The organism is Brevibacillus centrosporus, from assembly GCF_046622605.1.
In the GTDB taxonomy this organism is placed as follows: Bacteria; Bacillota; Bacilli; order Brevibacillales; family Brevibacillaceae; genus Brevibacillus; species Brevibacillus centrosporus.
Map to the genome: position 1 here is coordinate 5,605,706 of NZ_CP176856.1, position 20,702 is coordinate 5,626,407.

The 20,702-nt window shown below is 51.6% G+C and carries 21 protein-coding genes; 15 read left to right on the forward strand and 6 right to left on the reverse strand.

Annotated features, from left to right (window positions below):
* Positions 1-225 precede the first annotated feature (225 nt).
* The 12 genes from ACLIN2_RS28095 to ACLIN2_RS28150 all read left to right on the forward strand — a co-directional run bounded on the left by ACLIN2_RS28095 (position 226) and on the right by ACLIN2_RS28150 (position 10,751).
* Complete coding sequence (locus tag ACLIN2_RS28095) at positions 226-633, forward strand: hypothetical protein (RefSeq protein ID WP_411502772.1); 408 nt, start codon at positions 226-228, stop codon at positions 631-633.
* A 160-nt stretch (positions 634-793) separates the two neighbouring features.
* Positions 794-2,455, forward strand: coding sequence for an ABC transporter substrate-binding protein (locus tag ACLIN2_RS28100; RefSeq protein WP_400583631.1), 1,662 nt, complete (start codon positions 794-796; stop codon positions 2,453-2,455).
* A 19-nt stretch (positions 2,456-2,474) separates the two neighbouring features.
* Entirely contained in the window at positions 2,475-3,515 is a 1,041-nt protein-coding gene (locus ACLIN2_RS28105; protein ID WP_411502773.1) for an ABC transporter permease, read from the forward strand.
* A complete protein-coding gene (locus tag ACLIN2_RS28110) occupies positions 3,512-5,185 on the forward strand; it encodes a dipeptide/oligopeptide/nickel ABC transporter permease/ATP-binding protein (RefSeq protein WP_411502774.1) in 1,674 nt (557 codons plus the stop codon). Before ACLIN2_RS28105 ends, ACLIN2_RS28110 begins: the two co-directional genes overlap by 4 nt.
* A gap of 53 nt (positions 5,186-5,238) precedes the next feature.
* Positions 5,239-6,033 (forward strand): ABC transporter ATP-binding protein, encoded by a 795-nt coding sequence (locus ACLIN2_RS28115; RefSeq protein WP_411502775.1) that lies wholly within the window; start codon positions 5,239-5,241, stop codon positions 6,031-6,033.
* Between the two features lie 70 nt (positions 6,034-6,103).
* A complete protein-coding gene (locus tag ACLIN2_RS28120; protein ID WP_411502776.1) occupies positions 6,104-6,745 on the forward strand; it encodes a phosphate starvation-inducible protein PhoH in 642 nt (213 codons plus the stop codon).
* Positions 6,742-7,350, forward strand: a complete 609-nt coding sequence (locus tag ACLIN2_RS28125; RefSeq protein ID WP_411502777.1) for a hypothetical protein — start codon at positions 6,742-6,744, stop codon at positions 7,348-7,350. The genes ACLIN2_RS28120 and ACLIN2_RS28125 overlap by 4 nt, the downstream gene beginning before the upstream one ends.
* The gene (locus ACLIN2_RS28130) at positions 7,350-7,718 is read left to right on the forward strand and encodes an ATP-binding cassette domain-containing protein (protein WP_411502778.1); all 369 of its coding nucleotides are present in this window, start codon (positions 7,350-7,352) and stop codon (positions 7,716-7,718) included. The genes ACLIN2_RS28125 and ACLIN2_RS28130 overlap by 1 nt, the downstream gene beginning before the upstream one ends.
* On the forward strand, positions 7,715-7,999 hold the full coding sequence (locus ACLIN2_RS28135; RefSeq protein ID WP_411502779.1) for an ATP-binding cassette domain-containing protein: 285 nt from the start codon (positions 7,715-7,717) through the stop codon (positions 7,997-7,999). Before ACLIN2_RS28130 ends, ACLIN2_RS28135 begins: the two co-directional genes overlap by 4 nt.
* Positions 7,992-8,867: a cell division protein FtsX gene (locus ACLIN2_RS28140; protein WP_411502780.1), complete on the forward strand. Its 876-nt coding sequence runs from the start codon at positions 7,992-7,994 to the stop codon at positions 8,865-8,867. The genes ACLIN2_RS28135 and ACLIN2_RS28140 overlap by 8 nt, the downstream gene beginning before the upstream one ends.
* Positions 8,860-9,819 (forward strand): hypothetical protein, encoded by a 960-nt coding sequence (locus ACLIN2_RS28145; RefSeq protein ID WP_411502781.1) that lies wholly within the window; start codon positions 8,860-8,862, stop codon positions 9,817-9,819. The genes ACLIN2_RS28140 and ACLIN2_RS28145 overlap by 8 nt, the downstream gene beginning before the upstream one ends.
* Positions 9,820-9,851: 32 nt before the next feature.
* A complete protein-coding gene (locus ACLIN2_RS28150; protein ID WP_411502782.1) occupies positions 9,852-10,751 on the forward strand; it encodes a hypothetical protein in 900 nt (299 codons plus the stop codon).
* An 80-nt stretch (positions 10,752-10,831) separates the two neighbouring features.
* On the opposite strand, the gene ACLIN2_RS28155 is transcribed toward ACLIN2_RS28150, so the two are convergent.
* From ACLIN2_RS28155 to ACLIN2_RS28175, 5 genes are all read right to left on the reverse strand, one after another.
* Positions 10,832-12,616 (reverse strand): CotH kinase family protein, encoded by a 1,785-nt coding sequence (locus ACLIN2_RS28155; RefSeq protein WP_411502783.1) that lies wholly within the window; start codon positions 12,614-12,616, stop codon positions 10,832-10,834.
* 79 nt (positions 12,617-12,695) lie between these two features.
* Positions 12,696-13,385, reverse strand: a complete 690-nt coding sequence (locus tag ACLIN2_RS28160; RefSeq protein ID WP_122926341.1) for a DUF4956 domain-containing protein — start codon at positions 13,383-13,385, stop codon at positions 12,696-12,698.
* 24 nt (positions 13,386-13,409) lie between these two features.
* Positions 13,410-14,111, reverse strand: coding sequence for a polyphosphate polymerase domain-containing protein (locus ACLIN2_RS28165; protein ID WP_122960980.1), 702 nt, complete (start codon positions 14,109-14,111; stop codon positions 13,410-13,412).
* Between the two features lie 152 nt (positions 14,112-14,263).
* Positions 14,264-15,544 carry a sensor histidine kinase gene (locus ACLIN2_RS28170; RefSeq protein WP_411502784.1) on the reverse strand — a complete coding sequence of 427 codons (1,281 nt, stop codon included), beginning with the start codon at positions 15,542-15,544 and terminating at the stop codon, positions 14,264-14,266.
* The gene (locus ACLIN2_RS28175; RefSeq protein WP_411502785.1) at positions 15,537-16,223 is read right to left on the reverse strand and encodes a response regulator transcription factor; all 687 of its coding nucleotides are present in this window, start codon (positions 16,221-16,223) and stop codon (positions 15,537-15,539) included. The genes ACLIN2_RS28170 and ACLIN2_RS28175 overlap by 8 nt, the downstream gene beginning before the upstream one ends.
* A gap of 143 nt (positions 16,224-16,366) precedes the next feature.
* Here ACLIN2_RS28175 and ACLIN2_RS28180 point away from each other — a divergent pair, with 143 nt between their 5' ends.
* On the forward strand, positions 16,367-16,525 hold the full coding sequence (locus tag ACLIN2_RS28180) for a hypothetical protein (protein ID WP_411502786.1): 159 nt from the start codon (positions 16,367-16,369) through the stop codon (positions 16,523-16,525).
* 137 nt (positions 16,526-16,662) lie between these two features.
* Positions 16,663-17,760 carry a nitric oxide synthase oxygenase gene (locus tag ACLIN2_RS28185; protein WP_411502787.1) on the forward strand — a complete coding sequence of 366 codons (1,098 nt, stop codon included), beginning with the start codon at positions 16,663-16,665 and terminating at the stop codon, positions 17,758-17,760.
* Between the two features lie 93 nt (positions 17,761-17,853).
* Here the strand turns inward: ACLIN2_RS28185 and ACLIN2_RS28190 are convergent, their stop codons facing one another.
* The gene (locus ACLIN2_RS28190; RefSeq protein WP_411502788.1) at positions 17,854-19,497 is read right to left on the reverse strand and encodes a family 10 glycosylhydrolase; all 1,644 of its coding nucleotides are present in this window, start codon (positions 19,495-19,497) and stop codon (positions 17,854-17,856) included.
* Positions 19,498-19,758: 261 nt separating this feature from the next.
* On the opposite strand from ACLIN2_RS28190, the gene ACLIN2_RS28195 reads away from it, so the two are divergent.
* Positions 19,759-20,682, forward strand: a complete 924-nt coding sequence (locus ACLIN2_RS28195; RefSeq protein WP_411504607.1) for an esterase/lipase family protein — start codon at positions 19,759-19,761, stop codon at positions 20,680-20,682.
* The last annotated feature ends 20 nt before the right edge of the window (positions 20,683-20,702 follow it).

A 20,702-nucleotide genomic window follows, 5' to 3' on the forward strand; every position in this document is an offset into this window, starting at 1 on the left:
GTGGTCAAAACCCTTGATATACCACGGTTTTGGAAGTATTTATGCTATTTAAAAATTGAATAGATAGATTCAAAAATATTATTTGAGCATGCAAACGCTCGTGTAAAAAGGATTTATTAGCCTTTGCTCATTTTGTGTGGGATTGATATTCATTATCAGTTAAATTAAGATGAATCTAGTTTTTGAGAGCACCGTTGCGTGTCAACTTCTAAGGGGGTTCCATTCATGTCTGTCATCTGCATTAGGGATCGGAAGGAAGTACTGGAAATCAGCTATTCCGATGTAAAAAAATATCACGGGAGCGTAGCGCTGATGGCGGTTGCCGTTGGGTATCGCACGCTGCAGGCAGCCTTCGCTGAGCTGTACGGGGAGGAAGTGCCAAATCGCAAGGACATCTCGATCATGTCTGGTCATGCTGGCCCAGGGTTTCGTGACGTCTTCGAGTTTGTGACTCGTGCATTGACCCGCGGCGTTTATACCGTGAACGTTGAGTATCCGGTAGCCCAGCACGATCCCTATCGTCCGCAATCCTATGCGTATGTCATCTCCACAGCGGATGGCAAAGCAGTAGAAGCTGCTTTGCGCCAAGATTTCCTGCCGTCCGCTTTCTACGAATATTTGAAAAAGGGCTGAGAAAACGCAATGACAGAACAGGACGAAGAAGATTTTGATCGACTGAAGCTGGAGCTGTCTGAACGTGCTTTGGCGTTATCTGTAGACGAGCTGTTGATTGTAAAGCGCATTTCTTAGGTTCCTAGAAAGAACATTACAAATAATTAGGGAGGTTATCGGTTTGTTTACTCGCAAGTCTTTTGGACTTATGCTTACTTATCTTTTACTGCTATCGATGTTTGTGCTGGGCTGCCAATCCAACCAGAGCCAACCGGCGCCAAGCCAGGATCAAGCACAAGGCGCTCAAGGCACAGCAGCAGAGCCTGCAGCCAAAACGGTTTCCGAATTGAAAATCGGTCTGCCAAGTGATGCAGGCCCAATCAACATCTACACAGGCAACATCGATTATTTGACTGAACTCGTTTTCGATAAATTGTTCTCGCCATCACCTTATGTCGATAAACCAGAGCCTTGGCTCGCTGAATCCGCCAAGCAGCTGGATGATGTGACCTGGGTGGTTAAAATCCGCGATGGAGTCAAATGGCACGATGGTACCCCTTTTACTGCGGAAGATGTGAAGTTTACGTACGAATACTACCGCGATGGACCGGCTAACCGCCACACCCACCACGTAAGCGAAGTGCCGCACATTGAGAAAATCGAGCTGGATGACCCATCTACCGTTCGTTTTACTTGCGCGTACGCTTGCCCGTCTTTGGAAAGAATCACGTTTGCTGACCTGCCAATCCTGCCGAAGCACATTTGGGAAAAGGTAGAAAACCCACGCAAATTTACGGACCTGCCAGTAGGTACTGGACCATACAAGCTCGTGGAGTACAAAGCAGATCAATACTACAAGTTTGAAGCGAACAAAGACTATTTCAAAGGCACTCCTTTGGTAGACACCCTGGTCATGCCTGTGATCAAGGACCCTACCGCGATCTTTAACGCGCTGCGCTCCGGCGAGATCGATATTTCTGCTAGACCGCTGCCGCCAGAGCTGGAAGCTTCCTTTACCAACGCACCAAACATGAAAGTAGCAGAAACTTCCCCACTTTCCATCATCGAGCTGAAACTGAATTATGACAAAGCGCCATTCAATACACCTGAGTTCCGTAACGCCATGTCTCTTGCAGTAGACCGCCAAGCGATCTTGGATACAGTGATGCTCGGAAAAGGGAGAGCTGGTTTGAAAGGATATCCGCATCCTGACTCGCCATGGACCAACCCGAACCTGAGCACGCCATACGATGCAGAAAAGGCAAAATCGGTCATGGACGGCCTGAAATTCGTAGATGCCAATAATGACGGCGTGAGAGAAATGCCAGATGGCAAGCCGCTTGCTTTCTCGCTGAAAGTTCCTTCTACTGAGCCTTCCTGGATTCGTGCAGCGGAAATGCTGAAAGACCAATATGCCAAAGTAGGAGTCAAGGTAACCGTTGAAGTTCTGGATTCCGGAACGATGGCAACCGTAGGTCAAACTCGTGACTTTGATCTCGTAATCAGCAACATCGGTGCACACGGCGTAGCCGACCCAGATCAGTTCGTGATGTCTCACCGTTCTTCTTATCTGTGGAACAAAACCATTCCATATCCTGAAATGGATGCGCTGCAAAAGCAATGGATGGCAGAAACCAGCATAGACAAACGCAAGGAAATCGGCTTTGCCATGCAGGAATTGTTCAATAAGCAGCCGACCAGCGTCGCGCTGTTCTATCCAGAAGAAAAATTCGCATATCGCTCCGATCGTTACGATCAGTGGGTGGAATCAAAAGGCTACGGTGTCATCAATAAATACTCGCTGCTGCCGGATGGTGCGAAAAAAGCGAAAGCCGAACAGTAAAACAAAGGAGAGTCAATAAATGGACGGTTCATGGTTCTCCTCCACCTTCGGGAAAAAGCTAATTCAATACGTGCTTGTTTTGGCAGTTGCCCTGTCGATCAATTTTGCGCTCCCCAGATTGGCGCCGGGGGACCCACTGGAATTCTTTTTCGGGGAGACCACGATTAACGAATTGACCCCGGAACAGCGTCAGCGGGCCCTTCATGAGCTGGGTCTCGACCGATCCGTGTGGGAGCAATACGCAGATTTTATGACAGGAGTTTTCCACTTCGATCTGGGGAGCTCGATCAAATACGGAAAACCAGTGACAGAGGTGTTGGCGGACCGATTGCCGTGGACCGTTCTGTTGGTCGCCCCCTCGCTGATTATCAGTGCAGTGATCGGCATCGTAATCGGTGCCTACGCTGCCTGGAATCGCGGGAAGCGACGTGACTTGTTCTTTTTATCTGCAATGCTGACAGTAGAATCGATTCCGGGATTTTGGATCGGCATGCTGCTCATCGCGATCTTCTCGGTCAATCTGGGGTGGCTGCCGTCCTTTGGTGCGGTGCCCCTCGCTTTTACCGGTGGTACCGCCGAATATGTGGGCGAGATCATTACCCATATGATCCTTCCGGTTATTACGATTACGCTTTCGACAGTGGGCGGGAACTTTTTGCTCACGCGCTCATCCATGCTGGAAACATTGGGCCAGGATTACGTATACATGGCGGAGTCCAAGGGTGCCAGCAAGCGGAGTTTGATTTTTAACCACGCTTTGCGCAATGCTTTGCTGCCGGTTTACACCCATATCACGATGAGTCTCGGCATTCTCGTGAGTGGTGCTGTGGTAGTAGAGTCGGTTTTCTCGTACCCCGGGATCGGTCGGCTGCTGTATGAGAGTGTGATCGCACGGGACTATCCGATGATGCAGGGCGTCTTTCTCATTATTACGTTAGGAGTGATTGCGGCCAATTTGCTCGCAGATGTGACGTACCCGTTGTTTGACCCACGTTCCCGTTCACGTGCGTGGTCGCGGAAGGTCAGTTCCAGCAAGCAAATAGAGGAGGAGACAGCATGATAAGCAAGGGTGCCAAATGGATTGGCTGGACAGGTGTCCTCATGCTGGTCATCGTGTTCCTGCTCGCTTTGATCGGACCGTATGTTGTGACGCACGACGCAGAAAAACAGACAGGGATGCCTTTCCAACCGCCTGGAGCAGAGCATTGGCTAGGAACAAACGACATGGGGCAGGACATCATGGCAGAGCTGGTCGTCGGGGCGCGTACATCGCTTACGATCGGGATAGCCGCCGCGTTGCTCGCGACTCTGATCGGAACGGCGATTGGCCTTGTATCCGGTTACTCAGGTGGCTGGGTCGATTCACTCCTGATGCGAATCGTAGACATTTGTCTCACGCTGCCGTTTTTGCCTTTGATGATCGTGATCGGGGTTTACATGGGTCCGAGTCTGATTACGCAGGTGATGGTCATTACCCTCGTCATGTGGGCAGGAAAAGCGCGTAAGATTCGGGCGCAGACGCTGTCCCTGCGCAGTAGGGGAGCTGTCCTGGCTGCACAGTCGATGGGCGCCGGGCACTTCTACATTTTGTGGAAGCACATATTCCCGAGCATGCTGCCTCTCGTGATTCCGCAATTCGTGCAGGCTGTGAATGTCTCCATCATGATGGAATCGTCGCTCAGCTTTCTCGGTATGGGGGATCCCTTGTCCAAGAGCTGGGGAAGTATGCTGTTCTACGCCAACTCGCGCAGTGCATTTTTGACAGAAGCCTGGATGTGGTGGGTCATTCCACCGGGGCTGTGCATCGTGATTACGGTACTGGCCTTCTCCTTCATCGGCTATTGCTTGGAGGAGCGGGTAAATCCTCGCTTGCGTGCCTACCAGGCGGCTTCCCTGAAGGGTGCCAAATCTGCCGTGAAAGCTGCCTTACCGGGCACGTCTACTGCTGATTTGCTTGCGGTAGAGAGCCTGTTTGTCCGTTATCCGAAAGAAAACAGCACCATGACTGCTGTGGATGACGTCAGCTTTGTGATCAAAAAAGGAGAGGTGCTGGGGCTGGTCGGGGAATCGGGAAGTGGAAAATCGACCGTCGCTGCGGCAGTTATGCAGCTATTGAAGCCTCCTGCCATGGTAGAGCAGATGGGGATACATTTCGCAGACCGCGATCTGTCCCGTCTGTCTCCGGTGAAGATGAGGCAGATTCGCGGGAATCGGATTGCGCTCATTCCCCAAGCGGCGATGAATGCGCTCAACCCGGTCATGAGTGTACGCGAGCAGCTGGCTGAAGCCATCCTTTCCCATCGCAAGGCTGGCAAGCAAGAGATCCAGGAGAGAATCGATCAAGTGCTGATGCAGGTCGGTCTGACTCCGCGCTGGGGCGCTGCTTTTCCCCATGAATTGAGCGGAGGGATGCGTCAACGCGCCGTCATCGCCATGGCCCTGATCAACGAACCGGAACTGGTCATCGCGGATGAACCGACGACCGGCTTGGATGTAAAAGTACAGGTGGAAATCATTAAGCTGCTGAAAGATCTGCAGCAGCGCCTGAATTTGTCCATGATCTTCATTTCACATGACCTTCCTGTTGTTCTCAGCCTGGCAGATCGTGTCGTGATTATGAATCAGGGCAAGATTGTGGATCAAGGACAGACGCTTACGGTGGCGCACCATTCTACGCACCCGTATACGAGACGCCTGATCGACTCGATTCCACGGCTAAAGCAACGATAATCGGACGGAGGGCATGGACTGATGAGCGCAAACGCGAAAGCAGCAGAGAATCTGTGGCAGGAAGACCTGCTGCAGGTGCGAGCCTTACGAAAAACCTATGCGATCAAAGGATCGAACAAATACAAAATGACGGTGCTGGACGGTTCAGCCTCTCGATCAAGCCGAACGAAACCGTAGGGCTGGTAGGCGCGAGCGGAGCGGGCAAAAGCACGATCGGGCGAATCATCGCTGGCTTGGAGACGTCGGATAGCGGTCAGCTGATCTATCAGGGCAAAGATTTGCAGCGTATGAGCGCAAAGGAGCGCAAACAGGCAACTTCTTCGATCCAAATGATCTATCAGGATCCATACGAATCACTGTCGCCGCGCATGACCATCGAACAGCTGGTGGCCGAGCCGCTCGTGATTCAAAAGCTGTATGCGAAAGATCCCGAGCAAAGGCGGCATGCCGTCCGGGAGGCTTTGGCAGAGGTATCCCTCTCGCCGGATCGTTACATGCAGCGCTATCCGCATGAGCTGTCAGGCGGTGAACGCCAAAGGGTCGGACTGGCCAGAGCCTTCATTACTTGCCCGAAGCTGATTGTGGCTGACGAGCCGACCTCCATGCTCGATACATCGCTGCGCCTTGATCTTTTGCAGCTCATGAAAGAGCTGAGTGAGCGTCACGGCATCGCCTATTTGTTTGTTACCCACGATCTCGCTTTGACCCGTGGATTTTGCGATCGGCTGCTCGTCTTGGATCAGGGAAAAGTCGTCGAGACGGGAACTCCCGAAGATATTACCGAACAGCCGCAGCATCCATTCACGCAAGGCTTTATCTCGGCACTGCTGGAGCTGGATTCCTTTTAATGCGAGAAGAGAAAACCCGAGTGGCTAAAGAAGGGAAACCATAGAAAAGACACGACAGAGGAGGCCCATTGTGAAGCAGAAGACGAATGACTTTCTGATGCTCGATTCCGGCTGCTGTTTTGGTGAAGCGCGCCTGAGCGACCCGAATTTTCAAGACTTGATGGACTTTATTGATATTTACGATTTGCCGGATCATGACCTGTCCTCTTACAAATGCCTGGTGATTACCGGACTAATCGACCAGGAGTTCCTGTATCGCCACAAGGAAAAGATTCGCGAGTTCCTCGACATGAGAAAGGTGCTGGTCTTCGGGGGCAATCTGTTCCTGGATTGGCTGCCGGGCGGCTCCAGCTTCGTGCCCAAAACGATTCGCAACCACAACGATTACGATGTTTCCATCACGAAGCCGCACCCTATTTTTGAAGGGGTCAAAACGGAAGATATGACCTACAACAAAGGGGTGGCCGGTTTCTTTGCCAGAGGTCATCACCCGCTTCCGGAGGGTGCCGAGGTATTGCTGAACCTGCCGGGCGGTGAGCCGATCACTTATATTGACCGTCACAGCACAAACGGAACGATCCTGGTGCACGCAGGCGGGGATTTGTTTGGCTACAATTCTCCTGTCAAATCTACAGGACGAATCGCGTTCCAGCTTACTCAGTGGGTCCGTGACGAGTACAGCCAGCTTCAAGAAAGAGGTGTGCAGGTATGAGGAAAATAGCGGTCTTATACGGGGGAAGCTCCCAGCATTACCGGAGCATACACGAGCCGAAATACCATCGTTACTTTGAAAAAGTGATCTACCTGCCAGACTTGGAGAAGACGTCGCTGGACGAATTTGACGCCCTGCTGGTTCCTTCCCAGCTGCATATGGGCTTGATCATGAAAAACAAAGAGAAGATTCAGGCGTTTGCTGACAACGGCGGAATCGTCGTGGCTTTCGGCCCGCAGCCAAAAGAGTGGATCCCGGGACAAAACTGGGAGCTGCGTCCCACGAATTTCTGGTGGTGGCTGGAGAAGGACGCGAAGAGCGGCCTTGTGCTGAAGAACCCGGAATACGATCTGTTCAAAAACTACATCACGCTGGAGGATGCAACCTGGCATCAGCACGGGGTATACTGGCCGCCAGAAGGTGCAGACATTCTCGTTTCCACAGAAGATGACGGCGCTGTGCTCTACGTAGACAAAGTGAGCTCCAAAGGTACGTGGATCGTGACAACGCTTGACCCCGACTTTCATTTCGGCTCTTACTTCATGCCTGCGACAGAGCGCTTTTTGGACGGATTTCTGCCATGGCTTGCGGAAGGCAAGGTCTGATGATTCGTTTGCAGGACGTCTCCAAGCTCTACGGGCAACAAGCAATTCTCCAGAACCTCCAGTTTCATCTGGGGGCTGGAGAATTTGCATTTTTACAGGGGAGATCGGGGTCAGGGAAAAGTACGCTGCTAAAGCTGCTCTATCGGGATATCGAGGATTTCTCCGGTCAGATCGAGATCAACGGGGCTCCGATCACACAAATCCCCAAATACGAGCTGCGCAGGCAGATGGGCATCATTTTTCAATCCTTCGAGCTGTTGGAGCGTAAGACCGTTAAGGAAACGTGGCTTTGGCAGGCGAAGTCATGGGAAAGACGTGGGAGCAGATCAAGCCTGAGGCCAGTCGTCTCTTGGAGAGAGTGGGCTTGAAGGGGCTAAAGGATTGCTTCCCCAAGCAGCTTTCAGGTGGAGAACAGCAGCGGGTCGCGATCGTCCGCACTTTGCTGAATCGCCCCAGCTTGCTTTTGGCAGATGAGCCAACAGGAAATCTGGATAACGAGACAGCGCTGGATGTTATGAGGCTGTTGAAAGAACTGCATGAAGAGGAACAGACGGCGATGCTGATCGTGACGCATTCGGATACGCTCATCGAACAATTTCCCGCGAAGACATGGGTGATGGAAAATGGACAGGTACGTGAACATGAATAATCAAAGAGTCATGTACATGCTCAGGGATGCAAGGGAAGGGATCATGCGAAATCTGGGGGCGGCCACGTCAGCGGCGCTCTTGATTTTTGTGGCGATGGCATTCTGCGGCATTTTGCTGCTCTTGCGTTTGGGCGTCGGCGACCTCATGCACTATCTGGAATCGCAGGTAACGATGAAGGTCTACCTCGATCCGTCCGTGGATACGGAGGCAGTCGCGAAGATCCTGCAGAACAACAGCTATGTGAAAACGGCAGAGGTCGAGACCAAGGAGCAGATGCTCGAACGCCTCTCCTTTTTCTTTACGGGCCGAGAGCATTTGCTGCTTTCATTTCAGGAAAGTGACATACCGGATGCGATTCGGCTGGAGCTTGCGGACAAGTCGCAGATGGGGCTGTTTGCAGAACAGCTGGGAGGCATGAAGGAGATCATCAAGGTCGTTTACCCGCAGCAATTTGCAGAGACGATCCTGAAATGGTCGGAGCAAATCAATCAGTATGGGATACTGCTGCTCGCGTTGTTCGTCATTTTGGCGTTTGGCATGGTCTTCATCGCCATGAGTCTCGCCCTCTATCAGCGGAGGCGGGAAATCCGCGTTCGGATGTTAATCGGTGCGAAGCCGGCACAGGTGAGAGGCCAATTCTTGTTCGAGGGTTGGCTGATCGGACTGATCGGGAGTCTTTTGGCTGCAATTGTCGTCTATTTCTTTTTCACGGGCTTGCTGGTTCCCTTGCAGCTGCAGTTCCCATTTGCCCTTCAGTTCTCGATGAATGGGGTCTATCTCACCATGGTGGCCGTCGTGGTTGCAGGTTCGCTGGTCGGGCTGGCTGCCAGCTATGTTTCGACGAGGAAGCAGATCGATCATGCGTAAAAGAGCCATTCTGACACTCTTCGCTGTGTTGGCCTTGTCAGTGGCATCGACGGTTTACGCGCATTTGACGGGAGCCTTCGCTGATTTTTTGGTTACGGTGAACGATGAGAGCACCACGGCAAAGCTCAAGCAGGAAGTAGCCAATACCAAACAGCAAATCAGCGAGCTGACTCCTCGGATCGAGAAGATGAAATCGCAGTACGAAGGCAATCGGCAGGTCGCGGTGGACAAGCTGCAATTTTACAGCGAAATGGGGCTCGATACATGGCTTTCGCTGCTGCTGCAGGAGAGCTCGCCAGCCGATGTCATGGGAAGTCAGTGGCTGATTGAACGCAGCCTCGACGCGTACATGCGTGATTTGGATCAGCTTTACCTGGAGTACAAGCAGCTCGTGACCACGAAAGAAACGCTTGCTGGCCACGAAAAACTGCTGGCTGTCATCCAGGAGAATTTGGCGGCGAGAGGAGCTTTTTTGGCTGACAACCCAGAGCTGCCGCTCGATCAGCTTGCCAACTATCTGGATATCGACTGGATGTCAGAGGTTGAGCCCAAGCTTATGGCTTTCCTGGAGGAGGACCGCTCGCTGACCGAGCAGCACACAAGGGAATGGGCGATGTCTGCACAGGAGGGCCATGGCTACAAGCTGCCGGAAACATGGCTGAATGAACGAAGCCAGCTGAAATACTTTTTCCGATCCGATCATATCTACACCGTCTTTCAAAAGCCCAGCCTGCACGTCATTTTGATTGGTCAGGTGTTGAAAGCGCAGGACGGAGTCGCCACGTTGACGTATGAAGCGGGATTTTTCAACGGCTTTCTCATGCCGGGTACGCTCATTGAGGAGCTAAAAGGATTCCGGATCCCGACCGAGCAGCTGCAGCTTTTGCCGGGAGTCCAGAAAGACATTCATGTACAGCAGTCCAGCGGAGCACTGCTTTTACAAAAACCGTAACGAACTTCAGCAGGAAGGGGACAAAAGAACGAATGAAAAGAAGTCTGTTATTACTGTGCATGCTGCTCGCGCTGATCATGCCTACGAATGCGCTGGCGCATATCACCAACGAGCAAAATCTATACGAAGACCTGCAATATTCGGAGGCGAAAGCACAGATCGTCTACCTGAGCGGCCTGGGAGTCATCGCGGCTGATCACGGGACAGCCTTGTTCTCGCCAAAGGAAAAACTGACGCGCGCCGATCTCGCTTATTGGGCAGGCTCTTTTTTCAAATTGGCAGGAAAAGAAGCAAAGCATGAGGAAATCGCACAGGCAGCTGTTGCAAAAGGACTCGTTTCCTCCCTGGATGGGAATGCGACCTACGAGGACGTAAACCTAGCCTATCTCCAAGGGAAGGTTCAAGTAGAGAAAGCAAAGGACGAAGTGACTCGAGAGGCATTTGCCCAGTTTGTCTATGAGCATCGAGGAAAAACACTCTACGAGCAGGCAGGCTTCTCCCAGGGACCAGTGGGAAAAGTGGACAAGGTGACCTCTCTGGAGGAAAAGGATGCGGCTGGGAATAGCACGAAGTCGTATATCGTGAAAATCGCTGACCAGCCATACAAGATCACGGCGCACCCGAAAATTGTACAGGCACCTGTGGACCCTACCGAATGGGAAGGGAGAACCATAGAGGAATCGTGGATGGTGAGCAGCGACGGCAGTCAGGAAAAGCAGCTTCAGCTCATTCAATTCACAAAATCGACAGAGCAGGCACAGCAAGCAGCGAGTCAGACAGCGGATAACGATCATGCCAATCATGCGAATCACGGGCAGACAGATCCCGCAGTACAGGAGGAGGGCGCAGGTTTTCCGTTCGTGCCTGTTATTTTGGTAGTCTTGCTGGTGGGGACTGTCGGGGCTTTGCTTTTTGGCAGGAAGAAGAAATAGCTGCAAAAGAAGAAGCTTGACGGAGCAGGAGCAGGTATAAAGTAAGAGCCCGAGGCAGAAGCGCTCGGGCTTTACTATGTCTACGATCTCCTGCGTTTGTAAAAGAACGCGTAGACGATCCCTACTAGGAGGATGACGATGAAGCTCGATATTTCCATGATGGTAGTCATCGAGTAACCTTGGTTGGCCGCAGCTTTGCCACCGGTACCACCAGCCCCCATAGGTGGGCGTTCGCCACGGTTTTGCCCGTTGCCCATCTGAGGCGGTTGCATGTTGCCAGGGTTCTGCCCATCGCCCATCTGAGGTGGTTGCCAATTTCCCTGGTTCTGTCCGTCACCCATTTGAGGCATCTCTCCGGGGCCGCCCATTCCGCCCGTGGTATTGGCTTCTACTACCAGCTCCCCGGACAGCTGTGCCAAAATGGAGGCTGCACGTTTCACCGCGAACTGCACCAAGCTTTTTTCACCCGACACACTCTCTTTAAATTGCTCGGTCGTATAAAATTTGGTCGGATCTTTTTCAACGTACGGTGTAATCAGGTTGGCGATGTCTGCGGTCATCGTCCCCATGTATTCTTCCGTAAAGTAGTCGGTAGCGATCTCTTGCAAATACTCGTTATACTTCGCCCGATATTCATCGTTAGACAAGAGGGCATTCAGCAGTGGACGGTCTTCCAGCGTGGTACCGGAGACAGGCGTCGTGATGCTGAAATTGATGTTATCCTCACTCATAAAATTGGCAGCCATATCTGCCATTCCGCCGCCACCGCCAGGAAATTGTCCTCTCTGCATGTTGTTTTGCCCGTTCCCCGCTTTGTTAGCGGCGGCTTGGTTGGCGTTCGGGTTAGCAGCTTGCTGAGCATTTGCTTTATTTTCTGCCTGCTTGCCTGCGTTGTTTTGCTGCCCAGCTTCCCCTGGTCTGCCTCCACCTCCGCCCCCCATACCGCCGACTCCGAAGCCGCCAAACGACATGTTGTAGTCCCACGGCAAGATGGAGAAGACGCCGTTTTCTTCATACAGGTAGTAGTTGTGCTTTAGGTTGCCCTGATAATGGTCCAGATTGACCACGGCTGTATTTACAGCGAAGTAGCGGAGCATCTCGTCCACATCCAAGTACTTCTCAATGTCGCCGCCGTGATTGATGGCATCGAGCATTTCGATCAGCTCGGACTGGTCTTTCGTGTCCTTGTTGGTTTTCAGATTCATCCCAGAATAATCGGAGATGTCGTCGCTGATCCACTTCAGGTCACTGCCGGTTCCATCCGGCTTGTACAAATCGCCCCGGGCATTTTCGAAGTTTTGCTGCAGGAATGTCTCCTCAATCGCTTCCACACCGAGGTACAAGCCCCATTCCTTGCCGTTAATCGTGACGTACATGTACGAAAAATTCGGAGTGGGGACCCCCATCTTTTTCATCAAGGAGTACGCCAAATACTCCCTCATTTGTGATGGATCCGAGTAGTTATTGTTGAGATTCAGCTTTTTTAAGCCGTGCAAATTTTGTTCATCCACGTACTTGTCAAAATCAATCTTCCAGCTGTAACGATCAGAGTCTTCCATTTGCGCCACGGAACGCAAGGTCAGGTTCCCTTTTGTCCGAAAGCCTACATTTTCTACCTTCTCGCCGTTGATGACGACATCGGCGGAGTACATCTCTTCATCCAGTGGACTTTCCAGCATTTTTTTAAAATCCGCCTCATCGACTGTGATATCGACAGTCGTCACTTTGCTTTGGTCAAATACATCGGTCGCGTACGTTTGCCCCTGCCCGTTGATGGTGACACCGAGCTTGGGAAGCACGCCCATGACGACGATGAAAATGACCAGCATAAAAGCGACGGAGGCCACAATGTACTTGTTTTTCATGCCATAGTACTCCTTTCGTTTCCCTAGAAAAAAGGCGAGCATAGAGGAAAGATCCATGCTCGCTTTCTGGGAACCTTTTCTATGCAGTGAAATTGCCGTCGTAGCTGAGCATCATGGCCGACTGCACACCTTCCATGCTCGAGATTTTATTCACAAACCCCGTGTCGTTTTTCTTAACGCGAATCTCGTAAATCATCTCCAGATCGTTGCCAGGTGTTACGGATTTCGATTTGACAGAGTGCTTGATGGCTTGGGCAGACACGATGTGCGCTAGCGAAGTTTCGATAGCAGGATCGTTGTAGCGTACGATCAGCAGGAACGGATTTTCGACGGTCAGACGGTTGATGAAGAACAAGAGAACCAAGCCGATCAGGATGGCACCGATAATGACCAGCGGGATGAAGCCAGCGCCGCACAGGATACCGGAAGCAACGGCCCAGAAAATGTAGACGATGTCCATCGGGTCTTTAATCGGCGTACGGAAACGAACAATCGACAGTGCACCGACCATCCCGAGAGATAACAGGACGTTGGAAGAGACACCCATAATAATCAGGGCCGTAGCCATCGTCATGACGATGAGGGAGATGCTGAATGTATGCGAGTACATCACACCTGCAAAGGTCTTTTTGTAAACAACGTAGATAAAGAGTCCGACGGCAAAAGCCGCTGCGAGCGAAATCAGGGAGTCGACGACGGAAAAGCTGGTCGTATTCTCAAGAAAGCTCGACTTGAAAATGTCGCTAAAGTTGATGGTATTGGTGTTCATCTTTCTGATCCTCCTAAGTAGTTGTTATCCAAACATTCTGCTGATCTGGTATTTGGAAAAAGCGCTTTTACGGCGGTCCGTCACCTGCAGCATTTTCCGGATAATATCGGGCAGGTATTCGTCGTATTTCACTTCCAGCACGACCATGTTTGGTTCGAGTGTATCGATCATGATCACGTCTGGATTCAGCAGATCATTGTTCCGGAAGCTGGTTTTGATCGAGCTGTCAAAGGTCACGCGAACATTCCCATGCTCATAGATGAAGACCTCACGTTCGTAATCGACGATGGTAACGGGTTTTAGCTGATACAGGGTCATCTGCACGTAAAGCTCCCGGATCAGGTCGCGGGGGTCGGCGTGCATCCATTCGATATCCCCGTGCCGCATGCGTTCGTATTCCTCGGCGGTGATTCTGCATTTTGTTTTCTGGCACAGGTTGTCGACCTTGGACTTTTTCTCCAGATGCAAAAGCTCGGTATTGTAGTCATACAGCCTTACCCGATATTTGTCGCGGCGATAGAAGCCCTCTTTCTTTTGCGTCATGATCTTGTCATCGAGATTGTCGAAGTAAACGCTGCGGATTACGTACCTTCCGTTTTCATTCGCATGGGGATCAGGCTTCATCATGTGCTGAAGATTATGTCGAAGAAGGAAGCAATCCATCTTGGAAATCTCATGCTTGAGCTCTACACGCCCCTTGAATGCAGGCTGTTCCGATTTGTGCATCGCTGCTCACACTCCTTTATGTCAGGCTGTCTCTTGCTTGATTCACAGTATATTTACTAAAACTTAAAGAAAGCTTAAAACGCCCGGACAAGAAAAAACGACCTGCCATCCGCCATCGTCGCGACGGTTGAGGCAGGTCGTTTTGTATAGCGTTACTTTGGCAGCTTGATTCGAATGATCGTTCCTTTTGGCTGGTTGTGAAGGGCCTTGATCGTCCCGTGGTGACTGTTCACGATCCACTGAGCGATGGAGAGCCCGAGTCCGGCGCCTCCTTTTTCCCGGGAGCGTGCTTTGTCCTCGCGATAAAATCGGTCAAAAATTTGCTGCAGTCCTTCCTCGCTGATGCCAATCCCCGTATCGCTGATTTCACAGTGGACAAAGTGGTCGTCTGAGCTGGTTTTGACGAGGATGCTGTCGTTTTTTCCTGTGTATTTGATCGCGTTGTCCAAAAGAATCACCAGGAGCTGATGGATTCTGCTCTTATCCGCTTGAAGGGTCGCGCCAGATTGTGCCTCGACCCATAGATGCTTGGATTGCGACTGCGCCAGCTCGATGTACGGCTCACAAACCTCCTGGACAAAAGGATCGAGCTCAAGGGGTTGCTTGACCAGCTGTGTCTCGCTGGAGTCGGCTCTCGCCAAAGTCAGTAGATCAGTCGTGAGCTTGGATAAACGGCGTGTTTCGGAGAGAACCAGAGCGATTGACTCGAACCTGTCCATGATCTTTTCATAAGGTGTCGTGAGCAAAAGCTCAACCTTGTTTTGAATAATCGTCAACGGCGTGCGCAGCTCGTGCGAAGCGTTTTCCACAAATTCGACCTGCTTGTTCCACGAGCGTATGATGGGTTTCATTGTCTGGCGGGACAAAATAAAGCTCGCTGCCAACGACAACAGAATGAAAAGAACGGAACAGATGATCAGGATGGTTTGAAAATTGTGAATGACGTTCTGCTCCCCATCGACGTTGACTAAAAGCTGAATGGTGGCAATCTCGTCCTGTGGATTGGGATCAGGCAGCGTCAGTGATCGAAAGTGGTATTGTCCATCGATGACAATGGTCGTTGGCGGATCACTCGGCACCAAAGCCAGATCTGAGAAAATATCTCCGTAATATCCGATGTTGCCTTCCGTGTTGATTAATTCACCGTTTTGATTCCAGGTAAGAATCGTGATGCGCGGATTAGGCATGAACGGCATGGGACCGCGCTGTCTTTCATCAGGTGGGCCGTAGGTTCGCTTTTGCAGCGGAGGCAAACCCTGCTGCTCGATGTTTCTTTTGAACGAAAAAAGGTCCACATCCGTCTTGGAGTACAGCGTCAGCTTCATCTGGCTGAAAATGATCAGACCGAATATGGAAAAGATCAGGGTGAAGGCGATGAAATTGTAGATCACGAAGGTCATTTTCTGCCGGGTAATGATTTTATTCTCACTCATCGCCATCACCGGATTCCGTCAGCATGTACCCGAGTCCGCGAAATGTCTTGATGTACTTGTCGTAGCCGTACTTCTTCAGGTTTTTGCGGAGGTTGCTGGCGTACACCTCGACGACTGACGTGGACGTATCGGAGTCAAAGCCCCAGATGCGATCAAAAATCTGCTCCTTGGTCAGGATGGTATTGCGGTTGTTGAGCAGGTATTCCAGCAGGTCGTATTGTTTCCCGCTCAATTTGAGTACTTCGTCGCCGATGCTGACCTGATAGTTTTTCGTGTTGATTTGTAGGTCCAAAAAGCGCAGCGTCTGGTCGTTAAAATCACCGACTCTGCGACGTACGAGAGCTTCGAGACGCAGAAGGAGCTCCTCCCGGTGAAACGGCTTCACCAAATAATCGTCGGCTCCTTTTTTGAAGCCGTGGATTTTGTCATCAATCCCGTCCTTGGCGGTAAGCATGATGACGGGAGTCGTTACGTGCTGCGCGCGGAGCTGTTCGAGCACCTCATAGCCGTTCAAATGGGGCAGCATGATGTCCAGAATGATGACATCAAATATGTTTTGTGCAGCTAAAAACAAGCCTTCCTCGCCGTCAAAGGCCTGCGTCGTTTCAAACAGGGATTGTGCCGTTTCCTTGATCGTATCCGACAGATGATGGTCATCTTCAATAATTAACAGCTTCATAAAAAAACACCTCAATATGTAGGATAACCATGGATTATGTCACTACTATGTCCAAATAAGGTCGTGACTTCCAATTGACACACTTTCCCTTATCGAGTAGGCATCCATGGCGGGCTTTTTGCCGCAGGCGTTGATCGGGCCTTTTGCCGACTTCCGGCTATATCGCTTTCGTCGTGATCGCTTGCCTGATGGGCGTATCTGGGCTGGCAGAGGTATTGGGAGTAGCGATGTGGTTTGTGATCTCGGGTTCTTTGATTGTGCTGGTGGCGATCTGGATGTATTTTGTCCCAGTGGTGCGGTAGCTGCGGCGGGCGGAAGCACCAAAATAATGCTGCGTAACGGGGTTTCTAACAGATCTGTGACGTATGTGCTAGGAGATTGGTAATGAGCCCGGTAAAAAACTATAATGGGGACAACACGAGCGTGAAAAGAGGGCACTATGGAACATCGAGAACTGTTAGCGGCCGCTGAGCGCTTCATCCACACGTGCTACGGCGAGCTGGAGAAAACACCGCAAGAGCTGGAAAAACGCCTGCAGGAAGTGCGCGAATCGATCGCGGCACATGGAACGTATGAGCATACAGCCGAGGAGCTGCGCCATGGAGCAAAAATGGCATGGCGAAACAGCAATCGCTGCATCGGACGATTTTTTTGGGAAACGCTGCATGTATTTAATGCACGCGAGGTCAAAACCGAGGAACAGATGGCCAAAGCCTTGTTTCATCATATCGAGTACGCGACAAACGGCGGGAAGATACGTCCGACCATTACCGTATTTGCGCCTCATCGCGAGGGCCAGCCGCAGCTGCGTATTTGGAATCACCAGTTGATCCGGTATGCTGGCTATGAGACGGAATACGGCGTGCTGGGCGATCCGGCGTCGCTTGCGCTGACCCGACTATGCGAGAGCCTGGGCTGGCAGGGAGAAGGCACTCACTTCGACATCCTGCCGCTGGTCCTTCAGCTGGGGGACAACCGTCCACAGTTTTTTGAAATTCCGCGAGAGCTGGTGATCGAGGTCCCGATCGTGCATCCCGAGCACGCATCAATTGCTGATTTGCAGTTGAAGTGGTACGGGGTCCCCATTGTCGCGGACATGCGCATGGAAATTGGGGGCATCAATTATCTGTCGGCGCCGTTCAACGGCTGGTACATGGGAACGGAAATCGGAGCGAGAAACTTCGCGGACGAGCAGCGCTACAACCTGCTGCCGAAAGTAGCCGATCTCCTGAATCTGGACACTAGCCGCGAATCAACACTCTGGAGGGATAAAGCGCTGATCGAGCTGAACGTAGCGGTGCTGCATTCTTTTAGGGAGCAAGGCGTGTCTATTGTCGATCACCACACGGCGAGCCAGCAATTCCAGCGGTTTGAAGAGCGGGAAAAGAAAAAGGAGCGCGCGGTTACAGGGGATTGGACGTGGCTGATTCCACCGATTTCACCTGCAGCTACGCACATTTTTCACAGCTCCTACGATAACCGGATGGAATCGCCGAATTTCCACTACCAGGCAAAGCCGGATTCCCCCCAAATATAGCTGAATACAGCATGGAAGATGCCAATAGGAAACCCCCGAACCTGACAGCGATTATGCGCTGCTCCTGCTCGGGGGTTTTTGCTGCTATCTAACCTAGCGGCTGTAGTAGCTGCTGAGCGCCTGTATCAGACCGAGCGGGTTTTTCCGCAAGTCTTTGGCACTGAAGAAGATGCTGCCCTTCACTTCTGGATGAAGAGCGTTGTAATCGAGCTGGTTGATGATTTCCTGTGCATTTTGCCAGCCAGCCTCGGCGGTTCCCAGCTTGTAAGGAGAGTGACCGATGTAGAGCTTCACGTTCGTACCGCGTACCTCGTCGGACCACCAGGTGACGAGCTTGTCGTATTGAGCTGGTGCAAAGGACATACTCCAGTAAATTTGCGGAGTCACGTAGTCCAGCCAGCCTTGTTTGATCCAAGTCCGCACGTCTGCATACATGTTGTCGTACGCGGTGACACCCGCTTTTGTATCGGAACCGGTTGGATCGACGGCTATGTTCCGCCAAACACCAAACGGACTGATACCGAACTGTACACCTGGCTTCGCGCTTTTGATCGATGCGTTCAGCTGCTGGACAAACTGGTTGATGTTGTCGCGGCGCCAGTCGGCTTTGTTCGCGATTTTTTTACTGTTGTAGGTTTTATAGGTAGCATCGTCGTTAAAGGTGCCGTTGGATGGATAGAAGTAGTCATCCAGGTGGACACCATCGATGTCGTAGCGCGAGACCACTTCCATGATTTCTCTGATGATCTGCTGACGCGCCTGCGGAATCCCTGGATTGATGTACAGCTTGCTGCTGGAATTGACGATCCAGTCTGGATGCTGCTTCACGACATGATTGGCGGCGAGCTGATCCGTCTTGGCGTCTGTATTGGCTCGGAACGGGTTGAACCAGGCGTGGAACTCCATGCCGCGTCTATGTGTTTCCTCAATCATGAAAGCGAGCGGGTCGTATCCCGGATTTTTGCCTTGTGTACCCGTCAAAACTTTTGACCAAGGAACGAGGGAGGACGGATACAGCGCATCTGCTGAAGGGCGTACCTGCACAAATACGGTGTTCATGCCCATGCCTTGCAGTTCATCGAGCAGCTGGACGTACTCCTGCTGCTGTTTGGTTTGATTGTTGTAAGAGCCGGTGGACGGCCAGTCGAGATTGAAAACCGTGGAGATCCAAACACCGCGCATGGAGCCTCCCGTATCGACAGGTGTAGTCGGAACAGGGACCGGAACAGGATCGATTTCTTGATCAGTTATGGGGATGTCGATCTCCTCATTGGCAGGTGCATCGATGTCGATTGTGTCCGTGCGCAAGGTAATGGTTCGCGTCGACTGCTCCCAGCTGACTTTGAGGCCAAGCTGCTCGGAAACAAAGCGGAGGGGGACCATGACGCGGCCTTGTTTGTTTTGTGCGGAAGCATCCAGCGGTACGCTTCCATCGTTGACCAGCGCGTATGCTTGGTTGACCGTCATGGACAGAACGGTGTCATCTTTTAAGATCGTTGCGGTTTGCTTGTTTTGATCCCAGTAAACTTCGGCGCCCAGACTTTCGCTGATTACCCGCAGGGGCACCATTGTGACGTTTACTTTGGGAAGTATGTACGGAGCGACGTCACTTTTGACCTGCTGTCCGTCTAAGTAAATGCTGATCTCGGGTGTTGATTGTGCCTGCACGGATAGGCCTATCGCGGGTATGCACAGGACGAACATGAGCAAAAGCGTAAACCACTTGCGCAACTTCATTTTGCCAATCCTCCGACAAGTAATGTTTTTCATCCAAAAGGAAACGTTTCAAACCGTATAGGGATTCTGTAACGTTAGACGTTTATTATAGCGCTTTGTTTCGATAGAAAGAGGGGACAATTGTATCATTTTCATAGATTCGCACTCGCGATCCGAATAGCTCGGAACCATCCAAGCCAAACCGGAATAGGCAAAGACATAGCGATTTTTCCACGCAGCAAAGAGAGGAAGGGAAACGTGGTCTACCTCCACACGCAAAAGATGCCGATTGTTTTTGTTCCTGGCTTGTTTGGTTCCATGAGTGATCAGATTGTGCCCGGAACAGGGGATTGGAATTTTGGTTTGGCGAAAACAGCCTACGAGCCGATGATGCAGCTCTTGGAGAGCATGGGCTATCGTATGGGGAAAGAGCTGTTCATCGCTTTTTACGACTGGAGACAGCCTATCGCCTATACGGCCGAGTACCTCATGCAGACGATCGCTTGGGCAAAGCAGGAAACGGGATTTGACATGGTCCATTTGATTTGCCATAGCATGGGCGGACTTGTGGGGCGTGCCTACGTACAAAGCGATGCGTATCAAAACGATGTCGCACAGATGATTATTTTAGCTACGCCGAATGCGGGATCTCCGGTCAGCTATTGCTACTGGGCTGGTGGAAAGCTGCCGCAATCCGTTGCCCCGACAAAGAACGTAGTGGAGCTGTACATGACGGTGTATCTGGCGTATTTGGAGCGTGGGCTGCCCCGCAACAAGATCGAGGCGATTCACCGCAATTTCCCCAGTCTGCTCGATCTCGTGCCTGCCCGCGCGTACGGGGACTATTTGCTGGAGAGAAGGGACGGAATCGAGATGTTCGTCCCGTACGACTCCTTGCTCGTCAAAAACAGAGTGCTGGATGAATTAAATGAACAGATGCACATCATTCCCGCCAGGGGCATTCCTGTCACGCTCGTTGCCGGAATTGGCCAAAATACCGTTCAGTACCTCAAAACGGTGCCTCCCCTCTCCCCGGTAAAATGGGTCGACGGACGTGTCGTGGGTGCGATCCACAGCGATATGGGAGACGGGAACGTGATGATGGATAGCGTCTTTGCCCTGCAAGGGGAGAAATACGTGGTAGAGGCCAACCATCTCGATATCCTGACGAAGAGCGAGGCCATTATAAAATACAAGCTTCAGTAGGAAGGAAAGGGGTGCCTTCC

Excerpts from the sequence above, each read along its gene's own strand:
- ACLIN2_RS28160 (WP_122926341.1), bottom strand. The coding sequence starts at position 13,385 with ATGAACACCAATACCATCAACTTTAGCGACATTTTCAAGTCGAGCTTT.
- ACLIN2_RS28130 (WP_411502778.1), top strand. The coding sequence starts at position 7,350 with ATGATTCGTTTGCAGGACGTCTCCAAGCTCTACGGGCAACAAGCAATT.
- ACLIN2_RS28110 (WP_411502774.1), top strand. The coding sequence starts at position 3,512 with ATGATAAGCAAGGGTGCCAAATGGATTGGCTGGACAGGTGTCCTCATG.
- ACLIN2_RS28170 (WP_411502784.1), bottom strand. The coding sequence starts at position 15,544 with ATGAGTGAGAATAAAATCATTACCCGGCAGAAAATGACCTTCGTGATC.
- ACLIN2_RS28095 (WP_411502772.1), top strand. The coding sequence starts at position 226 with ATGTCTGTCATCTGCATTAGGGATCGGAAGGAAGTACTGGAAATCAGC.
- ACLIN2_RS28155 (WP_411502783.1), bottom strand. The coding sequence starts at position 12,616 with ATGAAAAACAAGTACATTGTGGCCTCCGTCGCTTTTATGCTGGTCATT.
- ACLIN2_RS28105 (WP_411502773.1), top strand. The coding sequence starts at position 2,475 with ATGGACGGTTCATGGTTCTCCTCCACCTTCGGGAAAAAGCTAATTCAA.
- ACLIN2_RS28190 (WP_411502788.1), bottom strand. The coding sequence starts at position 19,497 with ATGAAGTTGCGCAAGTGGTTTACGCTTTTGCTCATGTTCGTCCTGTGC.
- ACLIN2_RS28150 (WP_411502782.1), top strand. The coding sequence starts at position 9,852 with ATGAAAAGAAGTCTGTTATTACTGTGCATGCTGCTCGCGCTGATCATG.
- ACLIN2_RS28125 (WP_411502777.1), top strand. The coding sequence starts at position 6,742 with ATGAGGAAAATAGCGGTCTTATACGGGGGAAGCTCCCAGCATTACCGG.
- ACLIN2_RS28165 (WP_122960980.1), bottom strand. The coding sequence starts at position 14,111 with ATGCACAAATCGGAACAGCCTGCATTCAAGGGGCGTGTAGAGCTCAAG.
- ACLIN2_RS28185 (WP_411502787.1), top strand. The coding sequence starts at position 16,663 with ATGGAACATCGAGAACTGTTAGCGGCCGCTGAGCGCTTCATCCACACG.
- ACLIN2_RS28145 (WP_411502781.1), top strand. The coding sequence starts at position 8,860 with ATGCGTAAAAGAGCCATTCTGACACTCTTCGCTGTGTTGGCCTTGTCA.
- ACLIN2_RS28175 (WP_411502785.1), bottom strand. The coding sequence starts at position 16,223 with ATGAAGCTGTTAATTATTGAAGATGACCATCATCTGTCGGATACGATC.
- ACLIN2_RS28195 (WP_411504607.1), top strand. The coding sequence starts at position 19,759 with ATGCCGATTGTTTTTGTTCCTGGCTTGTTTGGTTCCATGAGTGATCAG.
- ACLIN2_RS28140 (WP_411502780.1), top strand. The coding sequence starts at position 7,992 with ATGAATAATCAAAGAGTCATGTACATGCTCAGGGATGCAAGGGAAGGG.